Annotated in this window: 10 protein-coding genes; 3 read left to right on the forward strand and 7 right to left on the reverse strand. The window is 56.3% G+C overall.

Going from position 1 to position 12,983, the window contains the following annotated elements; translation table 11 throughout:
- Positions 1-52 precede the first annotated feature (52 nt).
- The 3 genes from ACSQ3H_RS24375 to ACSQ3H_RS24385 all read right to left on the reverse strand — a co-directional run bounded on the left by ACSQ3H_RS24375 (position 53) and on the right by ACSQ3H_RS24385 (position 3,740).
- Positions 53-1,378, reverse strand: coding sequence for an ABC transporter substrate-binding protein (locus tag ACSQ3H_RS24375; protein ID WP_436119701.1), 1,326 nt, complete (start codon positions 1,376-1,378; stop codon positions 53-55).
- A gap of 3 nt (positions 1,379-1,381) precedes the next feature.
- Complete coding sequence (locus tag ACSQ3H_RS24380) at positions 1,382-2,920, reverse strand: putative N-acetylmannosamine-6-phosphate 2-epimerase (protein WP_436119702.1); 1,539 nt, start codon at positions 2,918-2,920, stop codon at positions 1,382-1,384.
- Positions 2,921-2,990: 70 nt separating this feature from the next.
- On the reverse strand, positions 2,991-3,740 hold the full coding sequence (locus ACSQ3H_RS24385; RefSeq protein WP_436119703.1) for a GntR family transcriptional regulator: 750 nt from the start codon (positions 3,738-3,740) through the stop codon (positions 2,991-2,993).
- A gap of 380 nt (positions 3,741-4,120) precedes the next feature.
- Here ACSQ3H_RS24385 and ACSQ3H_RS24390 point away from each other — a divergent pair, with 380 nt between their 5' ends.
- Complete coding sequence (locus ACSQ3H_RS24390; protein ID WP_436119704.1) at positions 4,121-5,863, forward strand: cation:proton antiporter domain-containing protein; 1,743 nt, start codon at positions 4,121-4,123, stop codon at positions 5,861-5,863.
- A gap of 3 nt (positions 5,864-5,866) precedes the next feature.
- On the opposite strand, the gene treY is transcribed toward ACSQ3H_RS24390, so the two are convergent.
- Positions 5,867-8,530 (reverse strand): malto-oligosyltrehalose synthase, encoded by a 2,664-nt coding sequence (gene treY / locus ACSQ3H_RS24395; RefSeq protein ID WP_436119705.1) that lies wholly within the window; start codon positions 8,528-8,530, stop codon positions 5,867-5,869.
- Entirely contained in the window at positions 8,527-9,885 is a 1,359-nt protein-coding gene (locus tag ACSQ3H_RS24400; RefSeq protein ID WP_436119706.1) for an alpha,alpha-trehalose-phosphate synthase (UDP-forming), read from the reverse strand. The genes treY and ACSQ3H_RS24400 overlap by 4 nt, the downstream gene beginning before the upstream one ends.
- A 188-nt stretch (positions 9,886-10,073) precedes the next feature.
- Here ACSQ3H_RS24400 and otsB point away from each other — a divergent pair, with 188 nt between their 5' ends.
- A complete protein-coding gene (gene otsB / locus ACSQ3H_RS24405; protein ID WP_436119707.1) occupies positions 10,074-10,844 on the forward strand; it encodes a trehalose-phosphatase in 771 nt (256 codons plus the stop codon).
- A 151-nt stretch (positions 10,845-10,995) separates the two neighbouring features.
- Positions 10,996-11,844: a DUF2189 domain-containing protein gene (locus ACSQ3H_RS24410; protein ID WP_436119708.1), complete on the forward strand. Its 849-nt coding sequence runs from the start codon at positions 10,996-10,998 to the stop codon at positions 11,842-11,844.
- 52 nt (positions 11,845-11,896) lie between these two features.
- Here ACSQ3H_RS24410 and ACSQ3H_RS24415 read toward each other — a convergent pair whose 3' ends face one another.
- On the reverse strand, positions 11,897-12,232 hold the full coding sequence (locus ACSQ3H_RS24415) for a cytochrome C oxidase subunit IV family protein (RefSeq protein WP_436119709.1): 336 nt from the start codon (positions 12,230-12,232) through the stop codon (positions 11,897-11,899).
- Positions 12,233-12,251: 19 nt separating this feature from the next.
- A complete protein-coding gene (locus tag ACSQ3H_RS24420; protein WP_436119710.1) occupies positions 12,252-12,974 on the reverse strand; it encodes a heme-copper oxidase subunit III family protein in 723 nt (240 codons plus the stop codon).
- Between the last annotated feature and the right edge of the window lie 9 nt (positions 12,975-12,983).

Genomic DNA, 12,983 nt, shown 5'->3' on the forward strand with positions numbered 1-12,983 from the left:
GGCTCCGCTTATCTCCCCCTAGGGGAGAGCTAACCGGCATCTGCTGGCGCTTCTATTGCTTCAGCAGTTTCTCCATGCCAGCCTTTGTATTGGCAAGCGCTTCGTCCAGAGTTTCCTGCCCCGACCAGTAGCCGGTGAATTCCTTCGCCTGCAGTTCATAAACCGGGAAGGCATTGGCCGACGTGGCGCCGGTCATGACATAGCCATAGGCACCGGCATATTGCCCGAGCGTCACGAGATCCGGCCGCTCCTTGGCGATTTTTGCCGCGATATCCGGGAGAAGCGCAGGCGAGCCTCCGCTGCGGGCGTAGAGCAGGGCTGGATCCTCGGTTGCGAGCCATTGCAGGAATTTTGCCGCGCCGGGCTTGTTCTTGGCGTTCTTGTTGATGCCAAGCCCGAGGCCGTGGATGTGATCGGCCCGTCCCGCCGTTCCTGCGGGAGGCGCGACGATACCCACATTCTCCGCAATCGCCGGGGATTTGGCAGGATCGGTGAGTTCGCTCGCTGCGGCATTCCATTGCAAGGCCGTCGCCACCTGACCGGATCCGAACGCGGCATTGGTTTCGGGATATTCGTAGGATAGCGAATCCTTCGGCGAAGCGCCCGCGTCGTAGAGTTTCTTGTAAAGCTCGAGTGCGGTTCGGTAGGCCGGAGAGTCGACCGTAATATTGCCCGAAGCATCCACCCAGTCGCCGCCATTGGCACGCGCCACGGACTGCCACACCATGATGTTGAAGAGGAGGTTCTTCATCTGCAGCACCGTGCCGTAGCGAACCGGACTGTCGGCATTGACCGCCTTGGTGAAATAGAACGCGGTGGCCGCCCAGTCATCCCAGGTCCAGCTGTCAGGCGCTTTCGGCTCCAAAGTCTTGCCGAGATATTTCTGGCTGATTTCGCTATATTTCGCCTTTGCCGCCGGATCGGCAAGCAGGGCGTCAATCAAATCCTTGCGGTAGTACATAAAGTGCAGCGACAGATCGGTCGGGACACCATATTGCTTGCCGTCGAGCTGCATGGTCTTCAGCACGGACTCGCCGAATACCTTGACCGCATCGGGACCAAGGTCGACCGGCTCCATATAGGGCGCATATCGGCCGATCGAATAGGTTGCGAGCAGGTTGATATCGAAGGCACTCGATCCGGCGGCCATGTCGGCCTGCAATTTGTCGTAGAAGCCGTCGCGGCTGTAGAAGAGCAGCTCGACCTTGTCCGCATCGGCAACGCCGCTCTGGGCGTTGTAGGCCTCGGCGGCGGCGCGCAGGGCGGTCTCCTCCGAACCGCCCGGCCAGCCAAGCACGGTGACAGTAGCGTTGGCCGCGCCAAAGGATGCGGTAAGCAGTGCAAGAGCCGATAAAGTGATTTTGGTCAATCTAATCATTTTCTAGCCTCCAATGATTGAGCTGGACTGTGCAATAGAGAGATCCGCCGCGCCAATAACCCCGGCGTGACGGCCAAGACCGGCGCTCCCAAGGGTTGGACGAAGCGATATTTTGGGAAAAGTGAACGCGCTGCGAACTTGGTCGATGTATCCTTCGGCAAGCCCGATACCCCCGCCGATGACGATGCGCTTCGGATCGAGCGCCAATTGGATATTCTGGCAGAGCATAGCGAGCCGGCGGGCTGAAATTGCGATGATGTGCGATGCCCAAGGTGCGCCCGATCGTGCCGCGGCAAAGATTTCCGGAGCCTCCACATCATAGCCCGCCTTGCAGGCTTCCGCGCTCATCCAGTGGCCGGAAATGCTGTCTTCGAGTGGCCGGTGCGAGCATTCGAAGTAGCCCTGGAACAATCCGAAATGACCGGCAGTGCCTTGCAGCAACCGGCCATTGACGACGATGCCGCCACCAATGCCCGTAGATATGGTGAGGAACACCATGTCCTGTTGCGCGCCAGCGCCAAACCGGTATTCGCCCCAGGCGGCGCATTGCGCATCGTTGACCGCGATTGCTGCAACGCCGAATGTGTCGCGCAACTTGTCGATCAGCGGATAGCTGTCCGGCAGATTGAGCGTCGCCGGGTTAAGCGCCTCCCAGTTTCCATCGACGACAATCCCCGTCACGGCGGCGGCGATCTGATCATAGGAACCGCGCCAATTGGCGACGCCGGCGGCAATGGCATCGATCCAGCCATCGGGACCCAAACTTTGATCCGTCGGGAATAGCAATTCTTCAATGACTTTTCCGTCTTTAACCAGGCAGGCCATTGTCTTGGTGCCGCCAATATCGATCGCAAGGACGGCCTTCCCGGCTTGCCTTGCAGCCTTGGCATCGATTGCCTGCTTGAACCATGAGGTGACATGTTCGGTGCGGGTGATGGCGGAGCCGACGACAACGCTGAATGCGCCACGGCGAAGTGCTTCCGCTGCCTGCTCGGGAGTTCTGATGCGGCCCTCCGCGATCACGTAGGGCGTCAGCTCGCGCAAGCCAGCAATCAGATCGAAGTCGGGTTCGTCGGGAACAGGTCCGCCAGTATAACCGGACAGCGTCGACCCGACGCAGTCGGCACCCGCAGCCAGCGCCGCACGGCCATCCTCGACCATTGAGCAATCCGCCATCGCCAAAGCACCGTTCGCGTGAATGGCTGCGATGATGTCGGAGACTGTGTCAGGGCGCTGGCGGCGCGTAGCGTCGAAGGCGACAATCTGGGCACCGGCCTTGGCCAGCGCCACCGCGTCAGTCACATGGGGCGTGATCCGGACGGGCGACGTTTCGAGATCTTTCTTGACGATGCCGATGATCGGCACGTTTGTCGCTTGGCGGACCGCCCGGACACAATCCACGGACTCGATCCGCAACGCGCTTGCACCTCCAGCGACCGCCGCCAGGGCAAACGCCGTGACCATTTCGGCACGATCCATCGGTCCGCCCGGAACCGGCTGGCAGGAGACGATAAGACTGCGCTTGAGTTGCTCGATATCCAACTGAAAATCCTCGGTTACGACGAGAACGATATCCAGATCATACCAGATTGCAACCAGTCAAAAACTGGTATTAGCGGCTCAGTTCCGTGACGAAATCGTAAAGATCGCCGCGGTATCTCGTTTCGGTGAATTCAACGGGCTGGTCGTCGGCGAGGAAACAGCGCCGTTCGATGATCAGAAGCGGCGAACCGACCGCACATTTCAGAAGGGCACTGTCCTGAGCCGAAGCAGGCCGCGAGCGCAGCCGCTGAATGGCACGCTGGGGCAGGGCGCTGCGCTTGGCCAGTGCCTCATAAAGGGAATTGCCGACCAAATCGGGTGACGGCAAAAACTTTGCCGGGATCGCCGCTGTCTCATACGCCGCAGGCTCGCCGTCGGCAGTCCGGATGCGCCTGAGGCGGATGATCTCGGCATTTGGGGGCAGGGCGAGCGCCATTGCCTCTGCGGGGGATGGACGGCCGATTTCCTTGGAAATCCAGATACATCCGGGCTCAAGTCCCCGCGCAACCATATCCTCGGAAAAGCTCGCCAAGGTCGAAAGCGACTTTTCGACCGGCACGCTCACTTCGGTTTTCGCACCATGCCGTCGCCGCAGATGACCGTCCTCGATGAGAAGCTCGATCGCCTTTCTGACGGTCACACGGGAGAGGGAAAGAGCCTCCGCGATGATCCGTTCGCCGGGGAGCGTAGAACCCCGTCTCATGCTGTTGCTGACGATGAGATCCTGCAGCGCCATCTTCAATTTCTTGTGCAGCGGAGTCCCTGTTTCGAACGTGTCTATCCGGGACTGGATCTCCACAAACAGCTGCTCGCGCTCCATGATTTCTCCTTGCCCGCGGTCGTCCAATAGCTGGGTTCTTACCCTCGCATTATTTTTTTGGAAATCCAACTGGTATTATATATGGCGGTTTCGGCTCCCGGAAGCCAAAGAGGCTAGCGGGATTGATTTTGCACTACAGGTTCTCATTTCCGCGAAGTCTTTGCGCGAAATGATGGCATTTTCGCACAAGAACATGCGATTCTTGCACATGAATCATCGAATCCGGGACGTGTTTCGCTACGCAGGATTGAAATTTACGTGTGACCAGTTGCAACTGCGTGTTTTCGAAAGATAATCGAACGATCTATTGCAATTTCCTGCAGATCGACCTTTTGTGAAATCCTGCTTCGAGAGCCTGCAAAAATCATGGAAAGAGAAACGTGCATCAAGAGGTTTCGCTCTTAGCGACGGTTGCGATCGGCTTCGTGTTTGCCGCCGTCTTCGGCTATCTGGCCGATCGTCTGCGTCTGCCTCCGCTGGTCGGATATCTCGTCGCCGGCATCATGATGGGGCCGTATACGCCGGGTATTGTTGCCGATAGCGCTCTCGCGTCGCAACTGGCCGAAATGGGCGTTATCCTTCTGATGTTCGGCGTGGGCCTGCATTTTTCCGCCTCGGATTTGCTGGCGGTTCGCGGTGTAGCGGTCCCCGGCGCGCTGGGGCGTATCCTGCTCGCCACTTTGCTCGGCATCGGCCTCAGTTCCTTGTGGGGATGGGGGTTAGGGGCGGGCCTCGTCCTCGGCCTCTGCCTTTCTGTTGCAAGTACCGTGGTCCTTCTCAAGGCGCTTGAAGAGCACAATCAGGTCGACTCGGTGAATGGCCGCGTGACCGTCGGCTGGCTCATCGTCGAGGATCTGGCGATGGTGCTCGCCTTGGTGCTTTTGCCGGCATTTTCAGGGGTTTTGGGTGGCCATGTCGATGACGCGGCCGGCGCGGGCGTCCTCGCCATCACATTGACCATTGCCCTGACCCTGCTCAAGGTGGGGGCCTTCACGGTGATGGCGATATACTTCGGGCCGAAAGTTGTTCCCTGGATTCTCACACTGGTCGCCCGAACCGGCTCACCTGAACTGTTCACGCTTTCCGTTCTCGCCGTTGCCCTCGGCATCGCCTTCGGCTCGGCGGAGATTTTCGGCGTATCCTTTGCACTCGGTGCCTTCTTTGCCGGCGTTGTGATGAGCGAGTCGCATCTCAGCCATCGCGCAGCGGCCGACTCGCTGCCTTTGCAGAATGCGTTCGCCGTGCTGTTTTTTGTCTCCGTAGGCATGCTTTTCGATCCCTATGTTATCATCCGCGAACCGCTTGCCGTCGCCGGCGTGCTTGCGCTGATCATCTTCGGAAAATCGCTGATCGCCTTCCTGATCGTCGTTCTGCTGCGCTTTCCGATCGCGATGGGATTGTCCGTAGCTGCCGGCTTGGCGCAGATCGGCGAATTCTCTTTCATTTTGGCTGGTCTGGGTGTTTCGCTAGGCCTTTTGCCGCGCGAGGGACAAGATCTCATACTCGCCGGCGCCATTCTTTCAATTACAGTCAATCCGCTCGTTCTACTCGCCGGAGACTGGCTGCAAAAAGCCATTCATCGAAAGTGGCCCTCCCTCTTTGAAAATCACGGGAAGGGTAAGCATGATGCACTTTGCCGCGAATTGGAGCGCATCCGGGCGATCAGCGACGACAGAAACAGGCAGCATCAGCTCGAAATGCAGCAGCTGATCGAAACTTTCCCGATGTTTGCCCAGGTTGACGAAAATTCTCAGGAAGAACTCCTCCTGTTATTCCGGCCAAAGGTGGCATCGCCGGGCGAACGCGTCATTCGCGTTGGAGATCGTGGCGACGGAATGTATTTCATTTCATCGGGAGCGGTAGAGGTTCAACTGGAGGACGAGCCGGTTCGCCTCGAGGCCGGTTCCTTCTTTGGCGAAATGGCGCTCTTGAGCGGCGGACGCAGGACCGCTGATGTCATCGCTGTCGATTTTTGCCAGTTCCTGGTTCTCGAACGCCGGGACTTCAATGTCTTTATGTCAAAGCATCCCGCACTGCGTACGGCCGTCAGCGATATGGCCAAAGAGAGGAAGGCAATGAACGTCTCACGCAGAAAGCGGAACCAATCTCTCGACGCGACGTGACCGCTAATCCGACATCAGTGAAATCGTCGAAAATCCACGCATGGCATCGGCCACGAGGCACTTGTCAGCCAAGGTCAATCGATTGCCTGTCATGATATCCTGAAATTCCTTGCCATTGATTTCCGCTGGAATATGCAGCGCCGTATCGCCCCACGCCGGTATAGGCATGAAGGGTTCGTGAAACCGTTTGACCGCTTCGTACGGTTGGCGGGGCACGGCTACCAGACAGTAGTCGGATTCATGCTTGCGCAGAAAAGCGACGATGTTTTTCCGCTTCTTGCCGGTTACCTTCAGAGGAATGTATTCGCCTGCAATAAACAGTTCAGGCTTGCGCTTTCGCGCCCGAAGATGCGCTGCAACAAGGCGCTGTTTGATGGCACCCGTATGCCAATCTTCCAGCAGAATATTCAAGGGGCACTGGTCCGCATACGAAAGCCGAGCAGTAAGGGCATCGAAATCTATGTCATTCGATGCCGGAATATTCGATACGGCGAAATCCCAGGATTCCGCCCCATTGTAGATGACAGGAACGCCGGGAGCAGTCGCCTTGAGGACCGTCTGCGAAAAACTGTTGATCGCTCCGGCGACCCAGAAGGGCTGCATCGTCTCCCTGAAGTCCAGGAGGAAAGAACGGTCGGCAAAGAGCTGGCCGATATAGTCCATCACGGCCAACTCATAGGGCTTGTTTATTTCTGTCCAGAAGGAATCTCTTTGAATTTCGCTTATCGCTTTCTGGATGAATGCGCAAAGATCGTTATGGACCGCCTGCAGGCTATTTTCGTCATCGAGCTGCAGGGTCAATGGCCAGATCGCAGCGAGAGTTTGATAGATCAGCCATTCAGTCTGAGGGTCTGGCGCCAGCGTCTCCTCGATCGTCGCGACGTGGCCGGCATGGAGCCCGCGCCAGCGCGCCACCGCCTTGCACCAGGTTTCCGGGGCTTCGGATAGAGCGAGAAGCCGCATCCTGGCATCCTCGCCGAATTTGGTGGTGTACGAAAACGTTGTCGCCAGCATGCCTCTTGGTGCGGTGGCGGCTTTGCCCAGCATCTTCTCATGGAATGCCTGCACCGGATCCCCGGCATCACTTGAACGCAATATCACTTCGTCAAGAGCAATGGGTCCGCGGCCATACTGGTAGGATTGTTCGATTGCCTGAGCCATCACGGCGGCAGTCAACTGCTGGAATCTCACAATGAATTGGCCAATCTTTCCCTCAGGATCATTCGCGGCTTCCAATACGCGCTGTACGAACTTCAGCGGTGCGGGATCAGCAGCGTCGGGACGTGCCAGGATATCGGAAATGGTGGATTGAAGAATGGATCGATAGGCTTCGAGGATTCCCGCCTCATTCGAATAGGTTCGGAAAACCGGTAGTTCGATGACGAGATCGCTTACCGCGCGCCTCAGCTCAAGCTCATCTGCCGCATTCGGTTCTATCAAAATGAGGAGGTCGACCAGAGCCTGTAGTTCCGCAGCGAATCTGCTGTGCAGGACAGCTGACTTTGCACCGCGATAGTGGAGCGTACTTTGCGCACCAATATTGCTGCTGTAGAGCTGTTCGAGTGCAGCCAGCTTTGCGTGATCGACCATAAGGTTCGCGGTTACCGAAATGAACTCGTAGCCTGCGGTTCCATCGACATGCCATGAAGCGGGATAAGGTTCACCGTCCAGAAGAATTTTGTCGGCGACCAGATAGGCTTTTTCGCCCGCGTGCCGGCGCAATTCCTGCGAATATGTTTCAGGATCGGCCAGACCATCGATCTGGTTGACACGGAAACCGATGACTTGACTGATCTCAAGCAGATCAAGGGGGACCTCGTGAAAGTCCTTGAATGGTTGTGTCTTTTCGACTTGAACGCCGACAGAGTGCATGGATTCGAACGAGTGGCGGTAGTTCATCCGGCGGCGAGCCTTCTGACGTGTTACAAGACGCCATTTCTGCATCGACAGCACATCTTCGAGCATGGCGATGTTCTGTGAAATCTCTTTCAGTCGCGATGCAAGTTCGAGACGGTGGACAAGTTCACTGGTGTCGTACAGTTCCCGCAACCGGATGTGGAATTCGTCGGATCTATGCGCGTCGGAGTCGTTTACTGCATCCAGGAAATCATTCGAGAGAGAGTTTTCGACCCCGCGAAGGATAGTTTCATAGGATTTTGGAAACAGCGGATAAAAGACCTCCCCGTAAGAAATGCCGAAGGCAAACTTATTCGGATCGAATTTGAGCTGCAGCGTCTCGGCCTGGACTTCCTCGATCAGCGGGCGCTGAAGAACAGGAAGCGTCAGACGCTTTTTCCAGTCCACATCGAAATGATCGGCATAACCGCTCTCCGATCCCCATTCGAGGACATCAAACCACCAGGGATTATGGTGGGTAGCCGGCATTTGATTTGGGTTGATATCGACGATGAGCCCCATACCGAACTTACGAAGCGCAGAATCGAGGGCGACGAAGCCGGCTTCTCCCCCGGCATCCCTGTCGAGCTTCGTTGGATTATAGGATTTCTTGCCGCGACCGACATCGATCGTGCTGAAGATCGGAGAAATGGCGAGCGTGTCGATGCCGAGATCATTCAGATAAGGCACGATTGCTGCTATATCGTTGAAGGACAGTCCGTTCCTCAATTGAATGCGATAAGCGGAATTTGGTAGGGCCATATTCTTCATGCAACCCGTTCATTGGCGTGCTGATCGCCATGTTGCAGGGCGTGGAGATATTCCCGCTGCCACCATTGCGCGTCGCGATCGACGACACGTTTTAGAAGCTTGCGATGGCGCAGTTGCCGTTCCTCCAGCGGCATCGTTACAGCCGTCTTCAAAGCGCGTGCAACCTCACTGATATCATAGGGATTGACGATAAGTGCCTCGCTCAACTCTTCGGCCGCTCCCGCGAACTTGGAAAGGATGAGCACGCCCGGATCCTTGTCATCCTGAGCTGCAATATATTCTTTGGCCACGAGGTTCATTCCATCCCGCAGCGGCGTTATCAGACCGATCAGACTTGCCCGAAAGAGCGGGGCCAGTTTTTCTCGTGGAATGTTGCGGTTGATATATTGGATAGGCGCCCAGTTGAAATCAGCGAACTTCCCGTTGACCGCACCTGCGAGCTGCTCAAGCTCGGCCTTGATATCCGAGTAGGCGGTGACGTCTTCCCGGGATGGGGAAGCAATTTGCAGATAATCCGCATGCCCCTGATATTCGGGGCAGGTTTCCAGAAATTTTCTGAAGGCCTTCATGCGGTGCGGCAGGCCTTTCGAATAGTCGAGGCGATCCGCCGAAATGACCTGGAAGCGTTTCAGGACCGTACGGCGCATGCGTTCCAGTTCGATTGTATCGTCGGTTCTGGCAGACACTTTCGAAAACTGTTTCACATCGATGCCGATGGGGAAGTGCCCGATATTTATCGTGCGATGATTGACGCGCACCAGTTCTGGCGAAATGATCGCCGCATCGGAATGCTCTTTCAGATAGCGATGGAAATTATGGACATCGTTGATCGTCTGGAACCCGATGAGATCAAATTGCAGGAGACAGTAGCGCAGCCATTCGTGGCGGGGCACGGCAGAGAAGATGTCGGCCGAGGGGAACGGAATATGCAGGAAAAACCCGATCCTGTTCTTGCAACCACGCTTGCGCAGTTCTGCAGCCATCGGGATGAGATGATAGTCGTGCACCCAGATCACGTCATCGTCGCGCAGATGCGGGCTGATCATTTCGGCGAATTTCCCATTGGTCGCGGAGTAGCAATCCGCGAACTCCATGCGGTAATCCATCAGGTCAAGGCGGTAGTGAAAGGCCGGCCAGAGCACTTTGTTGGCGAAACCGAGGTAGTATTTCTCATGCTCCTCGCTTGTCAGCGCCGTGGTCAGGCTTGTTACATTGCCGTGCGTTTGAATCTTGGTTGTGGCAGCTTCCGCATCGTCCACAACGCTGCCGTCCCAGCCGGCCCAAAGGCCGCCCTGGGTCTTAAGCGCGTCCACGATACCGACAGCGAGTCCGCCAATTTGAGTGTTCTTTCCCAAATTCGCCGTGCGATTTGAGATTACGACTAGCCGTCCCATAAGATGTCCCTTGCATGCAGTCAGGACTCTAACCAACTCCTCAAGGACGTGATGGTTCCGGAAAAAGGCTACAAAAGGTCAACTTTCATTGAACGATTTCGCGTCGGCTGAGTTCTCCAATGATGAGCGTTCAATCCAGGGAAAGAGATATGCAGCCTAGCACGGCAGTTGAGGAAGCAAACGAACCACTGCCAGACAGACTGGATGGTTGGGCACTTTTCATAGACATTGATGGCACGCTGATTGATCTTGCGGCAACGCCTGAAAGCATAGTCATTCCTCCTGGGTTGCCGCGTCAACTCATCAAGCTGTCGCAAAAAGTCGATGGTGCCATGGCGCTCGTGACCGGTCGTTCCATTGCCGCCGTCGATGCGATGTTTGAGCCCTACCGTTTCACCGTCGCGGGACTTCACGGCGCGGAAATCCGCAGGGAAAATGCAGAAATTCTCCGTCAGGGAATGGAGGCAGGGGCACTTGACCGCCCGCGCATGGTGTTGCAGAAATTTGCGAGCCGGTGGCCGGGTATGGTGATCGAAGACAAGGGCTTGGGGCTCGCCGTACACTACCGGCAGGTGCCGGAAGCCGCCATTGCCGCCACGCGTGCAGTCGATGGCCTGGTCAAGGATCTTGGCTACGGATGGAAGCGCCAGGATGGCAAGATGGTCATCGAAATAGGACCTTCCGGTACCAGCAAAGGCATGGCGGTTGCGCATTTCATGGAAACCGCACCCTATGCCGGACGGAAGCTTCTCGTTATGGGCGATGACCTGACCGACGAAACCATGTTCCGCTTTGCCAATGAAACAGGCGGACGCTCGGTGAGGGTGGGCGATCCGCCTTTCGAGAGCATTGCCGAATTCAAGCTGGACTCTGCGGGTACTGTACGATCGTGGATCGCCAGAATGACGGCTGAGGAATGATTTTCAATCCCTGCCAGCTGTCGTTGTCTCTGGCTTAATTTTCCCAGTTCGCGTATGTTTTGTCTTGTGCAGGTTTAGGTCCATTGGTACCGCCTCTAGCATGGTGCCACTGGTGCCTTTCCCGCTCGAAACGAGATTGGGAGAATTGCTCATGGCACAATTTCATGTGATCGCTGGCGCAAGTGAAACCAGCGTCTATCCTGAGGTGCGTAAAATCAGTGTGGCAGATGTTTTTGCTGCTCTTCGTCAAGGGCTCGACGACTTTTGGGACAAGCCCTCTCACTATGTTTTCCTCTGCCTGATTTATCCCGTTGCCGGGCTGGTACTGGCGCGCTGGTCGTCGGGAGCCAATGCGCTGCCGATACTGTTTCCGCTGATGTCGGGTTTCGCCTTGATCGGTCCCTTTGCAGCCATCGGTCTCTACGAGATCAGCCGCAGGCGGGAACTTGGTCTTGATACGTCATGGCAACACGCACTTGAGGTCAGGCGTTCTCCAGCTATGCCTTCCATCTTTGCAGTCGGCGTTCTGCTCTTTACAATTTTCATTGTGTGGCTGCTTACGGCCCAGGCGCTTTACGTGAACCTTTTCGGTCCGGCGGCACCCGAGTCGATCAGTTCGTTCCTGAATCAGGTATTCAACACGCCTGAAGGCTGGCGGATGATCGTCCTCGGCAACACGATCGGATTGGTCTTCGCTATCGTCGTTCTATGCATCAGCGTCATCACATTTCCGCTGCTGCTCGACCGGGACGTCGGTGCGTTGGCGGCGGTCATAACATCGATCAAGGCGGTGCTGACCAATCCTATACCCATGATATTGTGGGGTTTGATCGTAGCTGCACTTCTCGTAGTCGGATTCCTGACCTTGTTCGTCGGTCTGGCGATCTTCATACCGGTGCTGGGACATGCGACGTGGCATCTTTACCGCAAGGTTGTGGCACCTCTGCCCAGCGCAGAAATCCAGAAGCTGGCGAAGTCACGATCTCGAACTCGTAAATAAACGGAGTGCGATTGAAAAACGCGGTGCCGAAAGGCGCCGCGTTTTTTTGCGCCTAAGGGGCTGCGCCGAAGAATGTCAATCGACTGAAAAGCACGTAGTGCGCCTCCGACACCATCATGGCCACGAAAACAAGGACCAGGACCGGTGGAACCAGTATGGCATAGATGAGGGCAAGCCTCTCCCATGCCATATGCATGAAGATTGCGACGATGAGCCCGGCCTTCAGAATCATGAAGATCAGGATCAGGGACCACCGCAGATAGCCATGAAAACCGAGATAGTCGACCATATACGAGCATAGACTCAAGACGAACAACAAACCCCAAACGACGAGGTAAAGCTTGATGGGGTGCTCCTGGTGTTCCGTATGCGCTACCGGTTGTGTCATGATAGAGCCTTTCGTGGCCTCACCACAAATAGAAGAAAGCGAAGATGAATACCCAGACCAGATCGACGAAGTGCCAATAGAGGCCCATGATCTCGACGATCTCGTAATGACCTTTTCGACTGGTGAAAAAGCCGCGTTTCTCCGTATCGAAATCGCCCCGCCAAACCTTGCGGGCTATGATGATCAGGAAGATGACGCCGATCGTGACGTGGGTACCGTGAAAGCCGGTGATCATGAAGAAGGTCGAACCGAATTGCGCCGCGCCCCATGGATTGCCCCAAGGGCGAACGCCTTCAGTGATCAGTTTGGTCCATTCGAAGGCCTGCATTCCGACAAATGTCACACCGAATAACGCAGTCAACAGCATCAGGATGGCCGTCTTGCGGCGGTCGCGCCGGTAACCGAAATTGACGGCCATCGCCATGGTTCCACTGCTGCTGATGAGCACGAATGTCATGATGGCAATCAGGATCAGCGGAATTTCCTTACCACCGATATTCAACGCGAAGACTTCGCTCGGATTGGGCCAGGGGACGGTTGTCGACATGCGGGCGCTCATATAGGCCAGCAGGAAGCATCCAAAGACGAATGTATCGCTGAGAAGAAAGATCCACATCATGGCCTTGCCCCAGGAAACATTCTTGAATGTTCGCTGGTCGGAGGCCCAGTCGGACGCGAAGCCGCGCAAGCCGTCGGGCCGGGGCAGCTGTACTCTGGTTTCGGTTTCCATGACTTGATTCATCTTCAAATC

It is taken from the genome of Phyllobacterium sp. LjRoot231 (genome assembly GCF_964253365.1).
In the GTDB taxonomy this organism is placed as follows: Bacteria; Pseudomonadota; Alphaproteobacteria; order Rhizobiales; family Rhizobiaceae; genus Phyllobacterium.